The sequence below is a fragment of the Pseudidiomarina donghaiensis genome, assembly GCF_900116895.1.
Classification (GTDB): Bacteria; Pseudomonadota; Gammaproteobacteria; order Enterobacterales; family Alteromonadaceae; genus Pseudidiomarina; species Pseudidiomarina donghaiensis.
This window is the reverse complement of sequence record NZ_FPCF01000001.1, coordinates 422,812-442,212: the sequence shown is the minus strand read 5'-3', so window position 1 is coordinate 442,212 and position 19,401 is coordinate 422,812. Positions and strand designations below refer to the sequence as shown.

The 19,401-nt window shown below is 42.8% G+C and carries 17 protein-coding genes and 2 pseudogenes; all 19 read right to left on the bottom strand.

Annotated elements, in window-relative coordinates; all coding sequences use genetic code 11:
* Positions 1-7 precede the first annotated feature (7 nt).
* Positions 8-1,213: a glycosyltransferase family 4 protein gene (locus tag BM334_RS02140; RefSeq protein ID WP_092837258.1), complete on the bottom strand. Its 1,206-nt coding sequence runs from the start codon at positions 1,211-1,213 to the stop codon at positions 8-10.
* The gene (locus tag BM334_RS02135; protein WP_092837255.1) at positions 1,214-2,092 is read right to left on the bottom strand and encodes a UDP-3-O-(3-hydroxymyristoyl)glucosamine N-acyltransferase; all 879 of its coding nucleotides are present in this window, start codon (positions 2,090-2,092) and stop codon (positions 1,214-1,216) included. It lies immediately after the preceding gene.
* 5 nt (positions 2,093-2,097) lie between these two features.
* The gene (locus tag BM334_RS02130) at positions 2,098-2,733 is read right to left on the bottom strand and encodes a PIG-L deacetylase family protein (protein ID WP_092837252.1); all 636 of its coding nucleotides are present in this window, start codon (positions 2,731-2,733) and stop codon (positions 2,098-2,100) included.
* A 58-nt stretch (positions 2,734-2,791) separates the two neighbouring features.
* Positions 2,792-3,877 (bottom strand): DegT/DnrJ/EryC1/StrS family aminotransferase, encoded by a 1,086-nt coding sequence (locus BM334_RS02125; protein ID WP_092837249.1) that lies wholly within the window; start codon positions 3,875-3,877, stop codon positions 2,792-2,794.
* A 15-nt stretch (positions 3,878-3,892) separates the two neighbouring features.
* Positions 3,893-4,474: a UDP-2-acetamido-3-amino-2,3-dideoxy-D-glucuronate N-acetyltransferase gene (gene wbpD, locus BM334_RS02120; RefSeq protein ID WP_092837246.1), complete on the bottom strand. Its 582-nt coding sequence runs from the start codon at positions 4,472-4,474 to the stop codon at positions 3,893-3,895.
* A gap of 1 nt (position 4,475) precedes the next feature.
* Positions 4,476-5,429, bottom strand: coding sequence for a Gfo/Idh/MocA family oxidoreductase (locus tag BM334_RS02115; protein ID WP_092837244.1), 954 nt, complete (start codon positions 5,427-5,429; stop codon positions 4,476-4,478).
* A gap of 56 nt (positions 5,430-5,485) precedes the next feature.
* Positions 5,486-6,625 carry a glycosyltransferase family 4 protein gene (locus BM334_RS02110; protein WP_092837241.1) on the bottom strand — a complete coding sequence of 380 codons (1,140 nt, stop codon included), beginning with the start codon at positions 6,623-6,625 and terminating at the stop codon, positions 5,486-5,488.
* 26 nt (positions 6,626-6,651) lie between these two features.
* Positions 6,652-6,810 (bottom strand): annotated as a pseudogene (locus BM334_RS13005) (DapH/DapD/GlmU-related protein); the annotation flags it as partial.
* A 363-nt stretch (positions 6,811-7,173) separates the two neighbouring features.
* Positions 7,174-8,247 carry a glycosyltransferase family protein gene (locus BM334_RS02100; RefSeq protein ID WP_092837235.1) on the bottom strand — a complete coding sequence of 358 codons (1,074 nt, stop codon included), beginning with the start codon at positions 8,245-8,247 and terminating at the stop codon, positions 7,174-7,176.
* Between the two features lie 9 nt (positions 8,248-8,256).
* Positions 8,257-9,342: an O-antigen ligase family protein gene (locus tag BM334_RS02095; RefSeq protein WP_126801809.1), complete on the bottom strand. Its 1,086-nt coding sequence runs from the start codon at positions 9,340-9,342 to the stop codon at positions 8,257-8,259.
* A 256-nt stretch (positions 9,343-9,598) separates the two neighbouring features.
* The gene (locus BM334_RS02090) at positions 9,599-10,444 is read right to left on the bottom strand and encodes a glycosyltransferase family 2 protein (RefSeq protein WP_092837229.1); all 846 of its coding nucleotides are present in this window, start codon (positions 10,442-10,444) and stop codon (positions 9,599-9,601) included.
* A complete protein-coding gene (locus BM334_RS02085) occupies positions 10,444-11,592 on the bottom strand; it encodes a polysaccharide pyruvyl transferase family protein (protein WP_092837226.1) in 1,149 nt (382 codons plus the stop codon). The genes BM334_RS02090 and BM334_RS02085 overlap by 1 nt, the downstream gene beginning before the upstream one ends.
* 9 nt (positions 11,593-11,601) lie before the next feature.
* Positions 11,602-12,405 carry a glycoside hydrolase family 88 protein gene (locus BM334_RS02080; RefSeq protein WP_092837223.1) on the bottom strand — a complete coding sequence of 268 codons (804 nt, stop codon included), beginning with the start codon at positions 12,403-12,405 and terminating at the stop codon, positions 11,602-11,604.
* The gene (locus BM334_RS02075) at positions 12,380-12,754 is read right to left on the bottom strand and encodes a hypothetical protein (protein ID WP_092837221.1); all 375 of its coding nucleotides are present in this window, start codon (positions 12,752-12,754) and stop codon (positions 12,380-12,382) included. The genes BM334_RS02080 and BM334_RS02075 overlap by 26 nt, the downstream gene beginning before the upstream one ends.
* Positions 12,747-14,183, bottom strand: a complete 1,437-nt coding sequence (locus BM334_RS02070; protein WP_092837218.1) for a lipopolysaccharide biosynthesis protein — start codon at positions 14,181-14,183, stop codon at positions 12,747-12,749. The genes BM334_RS02075 and BM334_RS02070 overlap by 8 nt, the downstream gene beginning before the upstream one ends.
* A 201-nt stretch (positions 14,184-14,384) precedes the next feature.
* Positions 14,385-14,591: pseudogene (locus BM334_RS13000) on the bottom strand (GDP-mannose 4,6-dehydratase); the annotation flags it as partial.
* A 9-nt stretch (positions 14,592-14,600) separates the two neighbouring features.
* A complete protein-coding gene (locus BM334_RS02060) occupies positions 14,601-15,650 on the bottom strand; it encodes an NAD-dependent epimerase/dehydratase family protein (RefSeq protein ID WP_092837212.1) in 1,050 nt (349 codons plus the stop codon).
* A 65-nt stretch (positions 15,651-15,715) separates the two neighbouring features.
* On the bottom strand, positions 15,716-16,990 hold the full coding sequence (gene tviB, locus BM334_RS02055; protein ID WP_092837209.1) for a Vi polysaccharide biosynthesis UDP-N-acetylglucosamine C-6 dehydrogenase TviB: 1,275 nt from the start codon (positions 16,988-16,990) through the stop codon (positions 15,716-15,718).
* Positions 16,991-17,072: 82 nt separating this feature from the next.
* Complete coding sequence (locus BM334_RS02050; RefSeq protein WP_092837206.1) at positions 17,073-19,322, bottom strand: GNVR domain-containing protein; 2,250 nt, start codon at positions 19,320-19,322, stop codon at positions 17,073-17,075.
* Between the last annotated feature and the right edge of the window lie 79 nt (positions 19,323-19,401).

The window sequence follows — 19,401 nt, the reverse complement described above, 5'->3', positions numbered from 1 at the left end:
CTCTTTTTCAAAGTGATTTCAACATGCGCTCTAAATCATCAGTAAGCGCCGAATATTCAAAATGCTTTTCTGCAAAGTCTTTACCGCGTTTTCCCATCTCTTCGCGTTCAGCTTTCGATAGATCTTTAATCTTAACGATTGCTGCAGCAATTTCGGCGGCACCACCTGAGGGGACTTCGACACCAGATTGAGAGTCACAAATAGGGTGAAATCCCGGAGAGTCAATATAGTAAATGATCGGCTTGGAGGCATTAAAGTAATCAAAAAGCTTGTTAGGTGATACGCCGTACTTATATAAATTTGAACGACGTGCTCCGACGGTCAAAACATCGAAAGAGCTCAAAACTTTTTGTATCTCTGCCTTTGGTACGAAATCTTGGAACTCAACATTCTTTAGATTATGACTAGTACAAAAAGTCTTCATGCGTTCTGCTTCACGTCCTTCACCAACGAAAACAAATTTTATCTCTTTATGTTTTTGTAGCAAACAAGCAGCTTCTAGCAGCGGAAATAGTGAATTTGCTAGCCCAAAGGTCCCAGCATAACCCACGATAAATTCATCTGACTTTATCGCCTTTACACTCTCTGTGTATTCATTTTTATCATATCCATTAGGTAACCATTCAAATCTCGAGTCAGTAAATCCATTTTCTACTAAATACTTAGAGAACCCTTTAAGGTTTGATGTTATCAAATGGGCATCTTTATAAGCTTGAATTTCGTATTTTCGCAGTATACGTATTAGAGGATGACGCTCACTTTTCCCACCTAACTCAATTAATGTAAGAGGCCAAATATCGCGAATGTCGATAACTAATTTTGCATTTAACTTTCTACTCAAATATCGTGCGCCACTAGTTGAGACAATCGAAGGGGATGAGCAAAAGATATAGTCTGGGGGATTATCTTTGTATTTTTTTACCAAGCCTCTTAGACGATAGCTAAAAACAAACCAGTTAAGTATGCGCTTTACACTATGTGCGGAATCATAGTTAAGGCCCTTCAGCGATACTAGATGAACGTCATCTTTGTCTTGCTCAAATACACTCGTCGGCTGCTTCAATGGAGACCGTAGTAAATGATGAGGATTAGAAATAATCAGTTTTGTATCGTATCCACGCTTGCGAAGCTCTTTAGCGAAATAATAAGTTCTTCCACCAAAACCGCATGAGGGAGTGGACGCATAGTGATTAATGAACCAAACTGACTTCATTTAATTTAAATCTCTAAGTTTACGAGCTGGATTTCCGGCAAAGACAGTATTTTGGGGAATATCTTTCACAACAACCGCTCCCACTCCAACAATACTGTTATCTCCGATTGAGATTTTTTGATGTGTCGAGACATTAGGTGCTATCCAAGCATTTTCGCCAACTACTACACCGCCACTCAATTCTGCACACGCCGTAACAAACGCACCGCGCTTGACGTGCACATTGTGAGCGATGTGAACCAGATTATCGATCTTTGCATAGTCATCAATTTTAGTATCCCCGAGTGTTCCACGTGCAACTGTCGTATTAGAACCAATCTCTACACCGTTCCCAATCACGACTCTGCCTAAATGTGGAAATCTTATTGGTGTGCCATCTTCTAAGCGCTCAAAACCAAAGCCATCACTCCCTATAGTTGCACCAGAACGAATCACGGTGTTCGTCCCAATCTTTGAGCCCTTATGTATTACAACGTTAGGTTCGATAATGACTCCTTCTCCGATTTCACAACCACTTTCCACTACAACATTTTGACCCAACGCCGCAGTAGCGGCGATTTTTGACGGTTCTAAATAAAGGTCAAAACCAATATTTTTTGCCAGATAATCTAGGAGCCTGACGAAAGTCAATCGCGCATTGCTAGTATGGATATGGGTGCACTTTTCGATATTAATTGCTTTGCAATCAGGTGTCGCAACAACAACTGCGTTCTCGGATAGACAACTGCTGTCATTCGCAAATGTTAATGTTCCGGAACTTGCAAATTGCACCCCCGCTACTCCAGTTATTTCCCTATCATTACCGTAAAAATTTAACTTTAGTACTTCACAAAGCTCGGAAACATTAAGTTTTTTGTTTAATTTGTAAAATTGTGACATTGAATTTATTCCACCAGTCTTAAAATTTCGAATGCTTCTGCAAAACCTTCACGCCCTGTACGAGCTGAATTCAAACTCAAAAACGAACGTATAAAGTCGTCTGAAAGATACCTACTACCTTTGACAAGTTGACTTTTATAACAATTAATAGCCGCTAACTTCATTTGAAGGTCATTCTCATTTAGGTGCAAGAAAAGGTTCGACTTTAGGATCAGATTGTTCCATGGCATTTCATACATCAGAATACTTGACTGCTTGTATGCTCGCACGCTTTCATTAGCCACTACTTGATGATCTTGGTGCACATCGTTCAGCGAAGGCATCACGACAACATCTGGGGAAAATTCTCTTTTTAGCTCTATCATCGCTTGAAGTATCTCTTGCCGATACATATCAAAATGTCGAACTTTAAAATTAAAAAGCTTATGGTGCGTAACCCCTAAAAGCTCCATTGAAGTATTAAATTCTTTTTCGGTAGCATCATCTGAGAATCCTGAAGGGAGACTCTCTTGAGCAGCACTAAATGCAGCGACGTAAACTTCACACTTATTTCTAAGCGCTTTAGCTATCAAACCTCCAGCTCCTAACTCTGCATCGTCGGTATGAGGAGCTAGAACAAGTACTTTTTTCTCGTAAAACATTATTGAACCTTACTCTACTTCACTACGAAAGGGTCTAAACACTTGAAGCCATTATTGTTCAACTCAATGCTTCAGCCAGATTGTCCACAACAAATTGTACATGGTTATTCTTTAAATATGGATGCATAGGAAGGCTTAGAACTTTTCGAGATATATCGTCACCTAAACACAGACTCGCAAGGTCATCCTTAACTGCGGGCTGCCTATTTAGCGGAATTGGATAATGAACAGCGGTCGGTATACGTCTATCTTTTAAAAAACTAATCACCGCGTCTCGCTGATCTAATTGAATAGTGAATTGTGCCCAAGTTGAATAATTATGTAAATCTACCTTCGCCGCCTGCACATTAATATTGCTAAGCTTTTCCTCATAACAACAAGCGACTTCATTTCTTAACTTAATTTCTTCATCCAAAATATCAAGCTTCGGCAAAAGTATCGCGGCCTGAATCGTGTCTAACCGACTATTCACCCCAACACGAATATGGTGGTACCGGCGATCCTGCCCATGCCTTGCGATCTGACGCATTACAAGCGCTAACTCGTCGTCATTTGTGAAGATTGCTCCACCATCGCCGTAACAGCCTAATGGCTTACTTGGAAAGAAGCTGGTACAAGCAATCGTGCTCAAATTACACGACTTGCGTCCCTTGTAGGTTGCGCCAAAGCTCTGTGCTGCATCTTCAATAACAGGAATACCGTGCTTATCTGCAATAGCGTTTATCGCATCAAAATCAGCGCACTGACCATAAAGGCTTACGGGGATTATTGCTTTTGTGCGCGGTGTAATTGCCGCTTCTAATAACGACGGGTCTAAGTTGTAGGTTTTCGGATCAATATCAACGTAAACAGGTTTTGCGCCAAGCAGTGCGACGGTTTCAGCTGTCGCAATGTAGGTAAACCCTGGCGTGATTACTTCATCTCCTGGACCTATACCTAAAGCCATTTGTGCAATCTGTAAGGCATCAGTGCCATTGGCGACAGTAATACAATGCTTTGCGCCTGTGTAGGCAGCGAGTTTTTCTTCTAATTCATCGACCTCAGGGCCTAGAATATATTTTCCATGCGCCAATACGCGCTGAATAGCTGCATCGATTTTGTCTTTAATACGTGCTTGCTGTGCGGCTAAGTCAATGAATTCCATATTTTATCCTGCTTACTAAACTGAACGAATGAGTCGATTACCCACAAGAGTGTATCGATCGCCTGTATGCTCACAAACAACTTCCCCTTCACCTGAAACCGGTAGGTCAAGTTGTTCGCCAAACTCACTCATCCAACCAATCTGTTTGGCTGGAACCCCCACCACGAGGGCATAATCCGGTACGTCTTTATTCACCACTGCACCAGCGCCAACGAATGCGTACTCACCAATAGTCACACCGCAAACGATTGTGCAGTTGGCTCCAAGGCTTGCACCGCGTTTCACGCGCGTATCTAAGTACTGGTCTTTGCGTTCGATGAGCGAACGCGGATTGTAGACATTGGTGAAGACCATGCTTGGTCCACAAAAAACACCTTCTTCAAGGTAAACGTTATCGTATACAGATACGTTATTTTGGATCTTGCAGCGGTCGCCAATCTCTACCTTGTTGCCGACAAAAACATTTTGTCCTAGCGAGACACTTTTACCAATTTTCGCACCGCCGCATACATGAACAAAATGCCACACTCGGCTTCCTTCGCCGATCTGTGCTCCTTCATCTACGATTGCTGAGGGGTGTAAATAAAAGTCGCTCATTTTAGGAAAACCAACTTACCGCGAGAGGATGTACCTCATCTCTCGTTTGACTCAAAGACGAATCTCTTATGGTTGCCACCGTTTCTATTGCCGCTCTATTATCTTCCAATCCGAACCCATTACCCGCAAGTATTTCTTGATAACTTCGAGTATGAAGGTCTGTAAATCCATCGGAAAATTCAACCGTCTCATCATTAACCGTAATGGAGCGAAAAGTTCTTTGCCCCAAACTTTTTGCGGTTGCCGGAATATCGGATTCATCTATTGACAAAACCCATCGGACACGAGCTTTCTCATACTCGAGGTATCCGGCAGATTTTGTCGGAGAACGAAAAAAAGTCTTATTCTCTTGTAGCCTTCCAAATACGTAATGAAGCATGTCATAAAAGTGAACGCCAATATTAGTAGCAATTCCCCCCGACTTATGCTCGTCCCCTTTCCAAGACTGCAAATACCACTTACCTCGAGAAGTGATGTACACTAGATCTACATCGAACTTAAAATCATCATTTGACTTGCTAACCTTTTGCTTTAATTTCTGTATGGCAGGATGTAGCCTGAGCTGCAAAATTGTGTTCACACAACGCCCTGTCTCGCGCTCCATTTCAAGCAATCCATCGATATTCCAAGGATTCAACACTAGCGGCTTCTCACAAATCGCGTCTGCCTGAGAACGAAGCGCAAATCTAATATGTGCGTCATGTAAATAGTTTGGCGAACAAATTGAAACGAAATCAATTGCATTTTTGGAATTGCCTCTCCTCAATTTATCGATATGCCGATCAAAACGCTCAAACTCTGTAAAGAAGTCTGCTTTTGGAAAGAAACTGTCGATTATCCCAACGGAGTCATTTTTATCTAAAGCTGCCACCAATTCGTTTTGTGTTTCTGCAATAGCATTCATGTGCCGTCTGGCTATATAACCGGCCGCACCGATCAGCGCAAAATTATTCATATGTCGTCACCCCTTGATTCAGTATAATAATCAGCATTCTTAGCTCTAGGAAGATTCTAGTTAGACATCTTAAAAGACTGTCTATTGTTATAAACCACCCTCAGATATTCTTGTCCGATATTTTTCCACTTGAATTGTTCTATCATCTGTTCTACCACCTCTCGAGGAGTTCCACATGGATATCTATCCAAAAGCAGGCTGAGGACGTTTTTAATTTCTGAAACAGAAAACGGATCGACAGCTCTAACAAAGTCTTCATCAAATATCCCGTCAATTCCTTCGTTTTTTGAATGAACGACTGCACAGCCTTGAGATAATGCTTCAATGTATGCGAGCCCAAAGGTTTCTCGGTAAGAGGGCATTAGAAAAACTCTGCTTGATTGCAAGAGCTTCGAAATAACCTGAAGGTCAGAGGTTCGTGGTGTTATAGATACCCAATTAGGAACACGATCGATACCAACTACCGATAAAAACTCGTCAACAGTTCCGCCGATCAACCTATATTCAACCTTCCTGCCTTCTTCATTAAGAATTTCTACGGCTCGAAAACTTGCTTTTAAGTTCTTATTCTCTGTAAAATCACCGACATAACAAACTGATCGAGTCCGTTCACCTGAGCTTTTTTTCGAACGAGCTAGGTACCAAAAATTGTCAATTCCATTATAAATCGTCTTTGAATTTCTAATCGATAGACTGAGTTTTGGATATTGGTTGGATAGACGCAACTGATATGCTTTATTAACAAAAACGACCGTACTAGCATTATTTAAAACCTGCCTGATCAACCAGTGATATATCCTGAGGCGAGGTATAAAAGTATTAATATCTGCGTTCCGTACCGCGACAGTATAATTAATACCTTTTAGTTTGTACGTTAACCAGGCTATCATTCCATCTGACCAAAGGTTGTGCGCGATAAGGAAAGAAGGTGATACTTTTTTCGCTTTCATCGTTTTGCAAAAAACTACGAAGGACACCAAAACCTTTGTAAGCGGCAAATATCTTAGACCCTTAGGAATAACTCGAGGTGCACAAACCTCGATATCTTCATGAAATAGGTTTCGAGTTTGCCGAGCCACTGAACTTTTAAGGGGGGTAAAGACTAGTTGCTTCGTATTATAACCATCAGCCATCGCTATTGTTAAATTCGAATGAACTGCTGAATACAGGTAATTATTACTGATATGAACAAGCATCTATAATCCTGGTTATTCTACTAACGCCGAACAGAAATAACACGTGCTGGCACACCGCCTACGACGTGGTGTGATGCCACACTCCTAGTAACTACGGATCCTGCTGCAACAATCGCACCGTTTCCAATATTGACACCGGGTAGAATAACGCATTTAGCCCCAATCCAAACATCATCACCAATTTTAACTGGATTATTAGTATAACCTTGCTCGCGTATGGGACTGTCAACATTAAACTTATGGTTCCTCGTAATGATGAAGCAATCTTGTGCAATTAAAGTATTTTTTCCAATAACAATAGGTTCTTCATAGCATACGAAAGTACAATTAGACCCTACGAAAACATTATCATTAAGCGTAAGATTTCGTTTTCCATTAACCTTTACGCCAGGACTTATTTTGCAACTAGCCGAGATTCTCGCTCCAAAAAAACACAAATATTCTTTACGTAACATCCTAGATGCGATTGAAACGGAAATCCGTTCCCGAATTGATTTTATCGCCAGATAGGGAATAAACAAAATCATACAAATTAAGCGCATAAAGAATTATCCATGATCATAAATTTCTTTAATTATGGAGACCTGAGAGCTGTATGAGTAATTTTCCTGAGCGAATCGCCTTCTAATTCCGGACGCACTCCGTATAGCATCAATATTCTCTATTACCTCACGGAGGACCTTTTCAAGAGAATCTGCACTCAGATCATCTAGACGTTGAACTAAATATGGGGAGTCTTCAAATTCTCCTGAATATGCCTCAATGTTACTTATAATTGGATAAACACCTAGGGCTAATGCCTCCATTATTGTTGTTGAAAATCCATCGTGGCTGGGAATGCTTATCATGATCTCAGCCTTGGCTAATTCATCGATACATTCTTGTTGGCTCAAGCCTAGTGCCACTTCATCGGCAACGCTCAAATCCAAGTCGACTTCAGGTTCACAGAGTGAGATAAACGTAAAACGAACCTTTTCTCCAAAATCGCATTTTAGATACTTTATCGCCTCAAATATTATTGGAATGTTATAAAGCGGTCTTGCCGATCGCATCGAGACAATTCGGATTACTTTGGAAGAGTCTTTTGCATTCTTCGCGCCTCTATTGATAAAATCGACAGAAAGCCCCCAATTGAGTAACGTAGGAATCTTATTAACTATCTTTTTTGCCTGAAACGCCATCTGATTAGACTTAACGGTAATTACATCCGAACGCCTCAACAGAACTTTTGTGAAAATTGAATATGGAAATCTATATCCAAACCCAATATCGGATCCCTGACATGTCGTGACTAATTTGACTTTAGAAAAATATAGTGGGAAAACTAAGAGTAGAAGTGACGCACCGTGAACATGAACCAAATTAATCTTACCCTTTCGCATTAAACTTAGGAGTTTAAACGGTACAACAAACTTATCAATTAACTTACTAGCAAAGGTTCGTTTTCCAACGTAACTGAAGTCCTTAAAATTGCGTGTGCGAATTTCCTGCCCAGTAAATGAAAGCCCTGTGGACTTATCAAAAAATAGGAAATCGTAACCCACGAGCTCATCTACAAGGATGAGAAAGCGATTTACCGCTAAGGGGCTACTAATATTACCTAAAAATATCGCGCTTTTCAAAATTTACCTCTAATTATTAAAACGTCGACTTCGCGAATTATAGGCCAACAAGAATGGAAGCAACACGCAATTCATGAAAAAGAAACTTGAACCGAACCATCGACTGGTGATCGCCGACACAAGCATTACTAGTATGAACATGATAAAAGCCGTTCTATGATCATCGCTAAACCAAAATTTTTTACGGGATCTATTGATTATTGCACTTAGAAGAGACAGAAAAGAAATTAAGCCAACTAATCCAGTTTCTGTAAGAACTTTAATAATGTCATTATGTGAAGAATTAAAGCTAATTTCTGTCCACGACATATATCCAAAACCCAAAATGTAATCAATCGCATTATTAGAGTCTAACCACGAATTTATCATTAAACTCGCAATCTCATCTCGACCAGATGTGTGCCCTTCAAGTATCATCAAGAGCAATCGTTGCTCAAACCTTTCGCCAATGCCCCAATAGACATAATAGACAACGGCAAAGACACAAAAGACAATCAAAATCATAAAACTATATAGCGTCGCCTTTAAAGGTGACGTGCGCTGATGGGAAATGTAATAATTGTAGGAGATTAAAAAGAAAGATAGAACAGAGACGATCAAAACAGACCGTTTCATAGACTCAAGCGCAAAGAACGCTAAAACTGACAGCAATACAAATCTGGTTAGATTTTTTTTAAAAATAAACACAAAGGGCAGCAACCCCATAAGTTGGTAGCTGGTATTATTAGCGAACTCCTCTTCATCAAGCTGCTTCGATAAGCTTATATCGGCCACATAAAAGTTAAGAATGAATAAAACAACAAGACCGAAAAAGAAGAACTTTATATCGATCTCCCGCACAAATTTATTGAGTGTAAAAAAGTAAAATGGATAAAAAGGTATCAGATTGAGCAAAATGTTGCGCATGTCATCATATTGATGAACTTTGCCACTAATAATAAAATTAAGAATATAAAGTGCTAGAAAAAGTGTCCAACAAATAACAATTGGTGACCTAGCCAACGAGCAGGTTAACAATTTAACTGCATAATAAAATGACAATGCAAATATAACTATAAGCAAAACAGGACCGATCAGGCCCTTCATTTGCAACACAGGCTGTAACAAATATAATAAAAAAGCGATCAGTATTATTCTGCTATTCAATAAGTGTACATTCAAAATATCGTTCTCAGATTTTCAAAATCATGCGCAACGTAAAAATCAACGCAAAGAAATTCCATTTGAAAGAAGCTCTTTTCATAATAAAGTAAAAAAATACCAACCACCTTAGCTTTCGCTTTCTATATTATATTGAAAGCGAAAAACAATTGCTTATCTGAAATTATTTCAAGGGGGTGTTACTTCTCGTTTAAGCGCCTTTGGCCTTTCCTTTGCGTCGTGTAAAAACACGATATAAGGATACATACCTATAATGCATACGGTAAAGCTTTAAAAATCCCCGCACATTGAAAGTGACCGCAAAACCTTTTAGCTTGTGCTCAATAATGTGAATAAAATATCTTCTTTCAAAACCATCATTAATCGAATTTAAATCTAAATTAAACACCAGAGAATTCTTTCCGACTACTCTCGAATCACTCCTATTCTCTGCATCCACACGATATATTGAGGTATAAACCGCACTTTTTACTATTGGATATGACTTAGCAAGTCGGGCCCAGAATTCCAGATCTTCGCCACGGTCAAGCTGCTTATCAAAGCCACCAACCTTTTCGATACAGCTTTTATGAACCACCACAATACTTGTCCACATTAAAGGCTCATCCATAGCCTCCAAAAAATAACCATTTATTCTAAAAATCTTGCTAGCACGGCTATGCCTAAATATCTTTCGTTTATCAGAGTACTCGAATGATGTTACATATATCTTTTCGTTCGGATAAAGTTCCATCGCCTCCGAAACTTCTTCCAAATGGTTGGGTTGCCAAAGATCATCCCCATCCAAAAAGGCAATCCACTCACAACGAGCTTCCTCTATACCCCGGTTCCGCGCAGCGGAAACGCCCTGGTTCTTCTGATGGATTAGTCGAATCCGATCATCTTCGATAGCTTCGACTACCGCAGCGCTGTTGTCGGTGGAGCCATCGTTGACAACAACAATCTCGAAATCCTGGCAGGTTTGGTCAAGCACCGACTGGATAGTATTTCGGATGCTGAGTTCTTTGTTGTAGAGGGGGATGACGACTGAGAACATCAGGGCTCCAGGTTATCTTTCAAAAAGTTCATGGCTTTTTCTCTTTCCCGGCTCAGAATCTCATTAACTTGCTGCCAGTCCACGCTCTGTTCGAGTAATTCGGTAGCGCCGCCGGCTTTCAGGTCTAGCACCAGTCTGTCCTGCAAGCCAAACATTTTGAGCAGTGAGGTGAATCGAGACATACCCCGCCGCTCGTTGCCCAGGGCGATGAATGGCTTGTTGTACAGGATCGAGAAAACTGTGCCGTGGAAGGAGTCTGTAATTACGAACTGAGCATCCTGGAAGCCCTTTAGCCACTGGGAAGGGCAGGGATACTTAAACAGCTCGACATTGGCATCTGTTACTTTCTCTTGCTGAACCCGCCTCTCCGGCATCACCTCGAACGTTTCTAGTTGTAGCCTGCTGGCAGCCTGCCGTATGAATTCTTCCTTCTCCTTATTCTTGTCCAGCACATAGACTTTCAGGTTACCGCTGGAATCCGGCACTTTCTGTTCGGTCGTAATTCGGTCATAGGCGCTGGTTTGCAGCAGCATCGTTGGGTCTAGCACGTGGACCGCATCAGCTCGGTCCAGATGGTTCTGCACAAGGGCAACGCCATCGTCCTCCCGCACGCTAATCGCATCAAACAGCTTGAGCAGGTTTTTACATTCAAGGGTGTCCGCGTCGTTAAACTCCCATTCGGCCGTTCCAAACGATACAGCGTAGGCAATCCGTTTTATGCCCTTAGATTCTTTAGCAAAATCCAGAAAATAGTTGCTAATACACGGTGAGTACCGCGGCCTCCAACACTGGTCACTGCCGACAACATACGCATCGATATTCTGTGTTAACAGACTATTCATACCTCGTTGCGACGTAATCAGTTTGGAAAGCTCGGGAATATATTGAGCTCGGAAACCGATGGTCTTCTCTGAAATCACAGCCCTCTCCCGATCGCTCAGGTATTGATTAGGCGTGACTGGCCGGTTCAGCAAGGTGCTCTTTAGCTTTGACAGCTTTCTTCGAAAGGGATGCGCCCCTGCACCGTGCCGGTTAACGACCAATGGGCTGTGGCCCAGGAATTTTAGGGTCTCTTTCAGTGCGTATGCCTGTAGTAGGCCGCCGTAGTTGTCGTGCAGGGGTTGGGTTAGGATGGCTATTTTTTTCATCTTGAAATACTAAAGTTGGCTAATGATGGAGAGCAAAAGGCCTTGCGAAAGCTCGCTTTTGCCAAACGTACTGGAATAATAATTGGCACTGTACGTGTCACCCGATGTTTCCAACACCTCTCCCTCGACGGATATAAAAATTCTCAAGAGCCTCATTAGCTCAGATTTACAGTAAGAATCAGGGTCATTTTGGAGCTCAGCGTAGATGTACATTAACGATGCGGACGCATCAAACTTGTCTTTCGAGCCTGGAAACTGACCCCACAGACCTTGCTCATTTCTCAAGCTCTTAAGCGTATTCAAAAGCCCACGATACTCTTTCTCGAACTCACCAGTCTCTTTGTAGTAGCTGGATAGTCCAAGAAGATACCAGCCTATCCCTCTCCCCCAATTACTCGAGCCGAGGGGTATTTTTGTCGTTTTATCAATGGCATGGCTTGGAACGTAGCCTTCTTCTGATAGCCCATAGTCGACGTAGTATTGAATCTGCTGTTGAGCTATTTCAAGCGCGCGATCATTAACTACTTGAGAGTACTTAGTCAGGAAAGGAACAGTAAGGCCTATCGCATCGTAATATAAAACCGTCTGCCCCTGGCGGTAGGAAAGGAGCCCATCTTCATCCATCAACGATTCGACATACTGGAATACTTTCTTTGAAAAATCATAATATTTATTCTCGCCTGTAGTTTGGAAGAGGTCTAAGGCAACCAGACCAACTGGTACTTGATCGATTCGTTTAATTTCATAATCAGGGCTCAAGATATAATTATCAAAATATTCTTGAAATTTATGTAAGTCCTGTTTTTTTTTCAGTCAAGGAATAATCAAAAAGCCCCTTTAACAGAAATGCTCTTGGGTAATTATCCAGTTGAAACTCGGCAGTTGTGGTTATACTTCGTAGTTTCAGAATTGAATCCGTAAATCCACGGGGTTCGTGCCAAACTGTTACTGGTTCAAGGCTAAAAAGCATACTTTCTGCAGCCGCGTAAACTTTTCGCTCAACCTCACTTTCGGAGACCTCAATAGAAGACAGTGTGGCATCTGGGAAGTATCGGCTCTGAACTTTAGGCCAGATCGTCGGAAGAATATCATACCAGGCTACCAAGCCATTTAACGCTAAGGACAAAAAGAGAACGACATACAGACTTTTATTCTTATTCATTTTTCAAAGCCCCCAAAACCATTTTCAGCAGCGGACGGTCAAAAATATAGATTAGGCTGAGATACACGCCCAGATAGACTAACCCAGTCATCAGAATTATCAGCAGCAAACTTTCCGAAAGTTCTGAAAACTGCAACCTGAAAAGCTCGGAGAGGACAAAAGCAGCGCCACCAACAACGAAAAGACCACTGATATCCTTGATCTGGGAAAATACTTTATAGCCAATCAACCGCCCACAATAGGACATGTTGGTTAGCGTCCACACAAATGAGACGATGGTAAGGGACAGAACTAACCCAAAAACGCCAAACTGAAGGCCGATCAATAGGGCAACGATCCCCACAATCTTCTTTATGACCTCGACTTTTAAAAATAAGTCGCTACGCCCTTTGACTTTTAAGATGTTCAGATTATATGAACTGATCGGGCGTATAATCGACGCAACTGCCAACACTTGGAAATAGGGTACGGCTGGCAACCAGTGCTCGCCGAAAACAAGCAAAAATCCTTCTTCAGCAACCACTATAAGAAACAGCATTACAGGGATCACTGCAAAAAGAACCAATCTCATGGTTGCTCGGTATGCTTCTCTAAGCATTTCATCCCCTTCAATCTTGGAAAAGAAAGGGTAGGTAACCTTCCCCATGACCGCCCCAATTTGCTGTACAGGAAACAAACGCAACATTTCAGCCTGATGAAAATACCCAACCTGAGCCGGAGAGTACAATTTACCGATCACGATTCGGTAGGCGTCGTTGTATACGGTGTCGATAAGGCTCGATAACGTTAGCTTGTACCCAAACTTAAAGTGGTACTTGAAGCGCTCTTTGTCGAAAATCAACGACGGCTTCCAGGGTATGAACACCCAATTCTGGACGGTAAACACAATCGCCTGCGCGAGATTGAGCCATACCAGACTCCACACTCCATAATCCATGTAAGCCATGGTAACGCCAACAATACCCGACATGATTGTTGCGGGGATTTGCAGTTGCATTTGAAGCTTGAAGTTCATTTCCTTGGTGAGCTTTGCTACATGTACTGCTACAAAGGCCCGAATGACGAAGCTTAGCGCGAGTAGGCGGATTATGTCGGTGAGTACGTCCTGATTGTAGAAGGCGGCGATATAGGGCGCAGACAGGAAGACCACGCCATAGACTGCAAAGCTTACGATCAGGTTTGTAACAAATACAGTGGAATAATCTGTCGGGTCTGGCTCTTTGGTACGGATGAGCGAGCTGGTCATGCCGCTGTCCATCAGCGCTGTGCCGATGGAGATGAACACGATCACCATAGCGATAAGACCGAACATTTCGGGCATCAGCAGCCTGGCCAGTATTACTTGAACACCGAAGTTTATGATTTGTACGCTAAACTGCTGTACAAAATTCCACTTTACGCCGGTGATGGCTTGTTGCTTAAGGCTCACTGGGGGCTAATACTCGCTAGTGCTTCTTGCTGCGTATGGGTGGAGACAAGGGTGTTGGTTTGATGAATTACCGTGGGTAGAAATCACCACCATGGCAATCAACACCCAGAATGCCAGCGGTTGCAGCTCCACACGCAATAGCGAACTAAGTGGCAAAAAGCCATTGGCGAATTCGTTTGCCGGGGCCGCTATGTTCCATAATAAGTGAATGACTTCATTAGGTTGGTGCTCGTTAAACACACGCTCGAGCGCAGCAGTATCGCAAATATCCACTTGTTCAAATGCGTATCGTTCAGAAGTCGCAACAGCCTTCAGGCTTTCAAGATTGCCTGTGTAAGTTAGTTTGTCGACGTTAACGACTTCGTCATTTGTTTCATCAATGATATGACGTACAACCGCAGAGCCCATTATCCGTTACTACTTACTTGATGGGACTATATTTTCGACATACCAAGGCATGGCTTCATAAATACCTTGAACAATACGGTGTGTAGGTGAGAAACCAATCTTGCTTTTCGCTTTAGAAATATCAGCCTGCGAATGACGAACATCACCAGGTCGAAAATCTCGATAAACAGGTTCATCGTTATACTGAACACCATTTTCTTTGAGTGCGTCTTTAATTCCTACAAACAGTTCATTCAGCGTAGTACGGTCACCCAACGCCATGTTGTAGATTTCGTCTTTAGCTGCGTCATCTGCTGTCGCAGCAAGGATGTTCAATTGCACAGCATTCGCCACAAAAGAAAAGTCACGGCTAGTCTCGCCATCACCATTAATAAACACTTGCTCGCCTTTGATCATGGCCGCAGACCATTTAGGAATAACTGCTGCGTATGCACCTTCAGGGTTCTGACGCGGACCAAACACATTGAAGTAACGTAAACCAATGGTTTTAAAGCCGTAAACACGAGCAAATACACTGGCATAGAGCTCATTCACGTATTTGGTCACCGCATAAGGCGATAACGGGTTACCAATGTTCTCTTCGACTTTCGGTAACGCCGGGTGGTCGCCATAGGTAGAGCTACTCACGGCATAGGTAAAACTATCAACGCCAGCATCTTTCGCAGCCACTAGCATATTCAAGAAGCCATCGATATTGCTTTTATTGGTATTAATCGGGTCATCGATGGAGCGTGGAACAGAGCCTAGCGCGGCTTGATGCAAGACATAGTTAACGTCACCGGCGGTCGCATGTTTCATCACCGACTTGCAGGTGTCTAGGTCGCAAATATCTCCTTCAACAAACTGGAAGCGCTGCCATTGGGCTTCAGTCACGCTTTCTTGGACTTCATTAAGGTTACGCTGAAAACCTGTGGAGAAGTTATCTAGACCCACCACGTATTGGTCAAGCTTTAACAAGGTCTCAAGCAAATTCGAACCAATAAAGCCTGCAACGCCGGTCACAAGCCATACTTTCGGAGCTGACTTTAATTGACTTTGAATTTCTTCGTATTTGGTCATATTAACGTATTTTAAGGTTAGTTAATTTGTTTTGTATCTAGCTGATGTCTTTTGACTAACTATTTCTAGAGACGAATATCAGCAATACCTGCATCAACAATGTATTTTAGGTCATAAATGACATGTTCACTTTTCGCGAGCGCTTTCATGCCATTAATGCCCATCTGCTTGAACTGATGGTGTGCTACAGCAACAACAATGCCGTCATAGGCTGCGCTCGACAGTTCTGCTACTGGTGTGACGCCATATTCATGCTGTGCTTCTTCGGCATCAACCCAAGGGTCATAGACATCGACGTTAACACCGTATTGTTTCAACTCATCAATAATATCGACGACTTTGGTGTTACGAATATCTGGGCAGTTCTCTTTAAAAGTTAACCCCATAATGAGCACGCGTGCGCCTTTTACGGTAATGCCTTTCTGTAGCAAGGCTTTGATGAACTCTGACGCTACATAACGGCTCATATTGTCGTTAATACGACGCCCCGCAAGAATCATTTCTGGGTGATAACCAATGGATTCAGCTTTATGGGTCAGGTAGTACGGGTCGACGCCAATGCAATGGCCGCCCACAAGGCCCGGGCGGAACGGTAAAAAGTTCCATTTGGTGCCAGCGGCTTTCAATACAGCTTCGGTATCAATGCCCATACGGTTGAAAATCATCGCCAGTTCGTTAATGAGAGCAATGTTCACGTCGCGTTGCGTATTTTCGATGACCTTGGCAGCTTCAGCTACTTTAATGCTTTCGGCTTTATGGGTTCCGGCAATAATAATGGAGCTATACAAGCTATCGACAAAGTCGGCAACTTCAGGTGTTGATCCAGAGGTGACTTTCAAGATTGTAGTAACACGGTGCTCTTTATCACCCGGGTTAATACGTTCTGGGCTATATCCAGCGAAAAAGTCTTTATTGAACGTTAAGCCCGAAACGCGTTCAAGAACCGGAATACAGTCTTCTTCAGTAGCACCTGGGTAGACCGTTGATTCATAAATAACGACGTCACCCTGTTTCAGAGTCTTGCCAATGGTTTCTGAGGCTTTAATCAGTGGCGTTAGGTCGGGCTGTTTGAATTTATTTATAGGCGTCGGCACAGTGACAATGTAGATATTGGCCGCTTCGAGTGCCTCAAGGTCTGCACTGTAGCTGAGCTTGTCGGCTTGTGCCAGTTCTTCTGGTTCAACTTCAAGCGTGTGGTCGTGACCACCTTTGAGTTCGTTGACGCGCTTTTGATTAATGTCGAAACCGATGGTTGGGTATTTCTTGCCAAATTCAACGGCCAAAGGGAGACCGACATAGCCTAAACCAATTACTGCAATTTTTACTTTGTTCAAGTCCATTTAATTCATGCTCTTTTCTAAATTAAATACACGACGATTGTAGAAGATTAACCGCCTACGGCGTCCCGTCGCGAACGACGGGCTACTCTGATTTGTATGCGTAACTGTAGTGGTAGTTATAACCGTAGCCATAATATGAGCTCGCTTTACGCTCAACGCTATTGAGTATTGCACCTTTCACTTCAACACCATTCTGTTCAAAGCGTTTAACGGTATGTACAAGCTCTTTCGCTGGAGTCAAACCAAAACGAGCAACAAGAAGTGTCGTACCAGCATAACGTCCAACAATTGCTGCATCAGTTACAGCTAAAATTGGTGGAGTATCGATTAATACGTAGTCATAATCTTTTGACGTTTGGTCCATGAGTTGCTTCATCCGGTTGTGCATGAGCAATTCAGCTGGGTTTGGAGCTGATGTGCCGCGTGGCATGAAATCTAGGTGTTCTATGTAGCCGGATTGGATGTATGGGGCGTAGTTAATGGTATCGGCATCGTTAGAAACGTCTGAATTAACGGCTTCGCCTCCCGTCCCTTCCTTATGGAGAGTATGACGGGCTAGAGACGTGCCGGCCAGCAGATCGGCTAGGCCTTTGTCATTGTTTGCGTTCATCATGTTATGTAAATAGCCGCGGCGGATGTCACCGTCGATGAGGAGCACTTTTGCTCCACCTTGCGCTAATACGGCGGCAAGGTTACCGGTAACAAAGCTTTTGCCAACACCCGGGCTTGGGCCTGAAATCATAATAATATTGTTGCGCGCTTCTAGCATAGCAAAGTGCAAGCTTGTGCGAAGGCCGCGTAATGATTCAATAGCTAAGTCGGTTGGGTCTTCTTTGGCTAGCAAAGGCGCTCGTACCGCGTCTGTTTGTTTTCGCTTAGCAAGCTTAACCAGCTTCTCGTTCATGTTCTCTTGGGTGTCAGACTTAGGTACTGAGGCATATACGTTTATGCCTTCTTGCTCTAACTGCTCTGAGCTTTCAACGCCACGGTTAAACATGGCACGAACAAATACAATACCTACGGCCAACATGCCGCCCAACATCGTTGCTAACACCACAATCAAAGGCTTTTTCGGTGCAACGGGCCCTGGTTTTACAACAGCTTCGTCAAGAATACGTACGTTACCAACTGTACCGGCCTTCATCACGTTTAATTCTTGCATCCGGTTCAGTAATTGTAGGTAAATTTCTTGGTTTACTTCTACGTCACGGGTATAACGCAGTACTTGTTGTTGGGTTTCTGGCAAGTTTTGAATCTGGTCGGCTAATCGCTTACGGTCTGCTTCTAAATTAGCTTTTTGTTCAATAAGCGCCTGATAACTTGGGTGCTGTTTGGTATACAAACGGCTTAACTCAGCTTCTTTCAGTGAAAGCTCGTTAATTTGCTTCTCTAAATCCACCAATTGCTTAAGTAAGCCTTCCGTTTCAATGGTTAAGTCAACTGACTGACTTTCTAAACGGTATTGGTTGAGCTTTTCTTCGGCATCGTTTAGGTTTTCTTTAATAGTCGGAATTTGGCGCTGCAAAAACTCAAGGCTGTTTTCCGCTTCAGCTGCATTACGGCGAATGTTTTGTAGCATGTATTCGTTAGTTACGGCGTTTAACACGTCTACGGCATAGTTACCGTCAGCATTTTGAATACTTGCGCTTAGAATACCCGTTTGCTTACCGCGTTCGCTAACAGCTAATGCTTGTTGAATGTCGGTAATGGCTTTTAATCGCGTTTTCTTAACTAGCGTAAAGCTATTGGTATTTGGCGTAACGGCGTCAGCAATATGAACAAGCCACTCCCCTTTTTCTGCTGGGGCGCCAACAACACCCGTTAAGACTTCTTCACCCTCACTGTCATATAACGTGAAGATCTTGTCTTTAATTTCAAGTTCTAAAGCTTTGCCTAGTTCTGCTTCCGGTACGTTCAAGTTTTCAATAAGTACTTGGTCTTGTTCCTTTGCGCGGCGCGCTAAAAATTCACCGATAACTGGCATGTAGTTTGGGGTAACGACGTTGGTTAGTTTTAATTGGTCAACAACGGTGCCCACCACCATGCGTGACTTCATGATCTCAATTTCAGTAGCGGCTTCGCTTTCTTGGGCAAACATTTCGGCCATTTCGCCCAGTGCTGGCATGCCCGACGATTTTTTCTCAACTTGCAGTAAGGCATCGGCTTGGTAAATGGGTGTAGATAGCAATGCGTACACCACACCCAATGCGGCAAAGCTGGTGGTAATGCCGGCGATTAGCCATTTGTGATCGACTAATAGGCCGAACAAGCGGCCTAGATCAATTTCGTCGTCATCGTTGCGTTGCTGGGCTGGAGATGGCGAATTCTGCATGTGTTGAAAACCTTAAGTTCGTTGTTCGTTAATCGTTATTGGTTATTCGTTGAAAACAAAGAATAACAGCGCGTTGCGC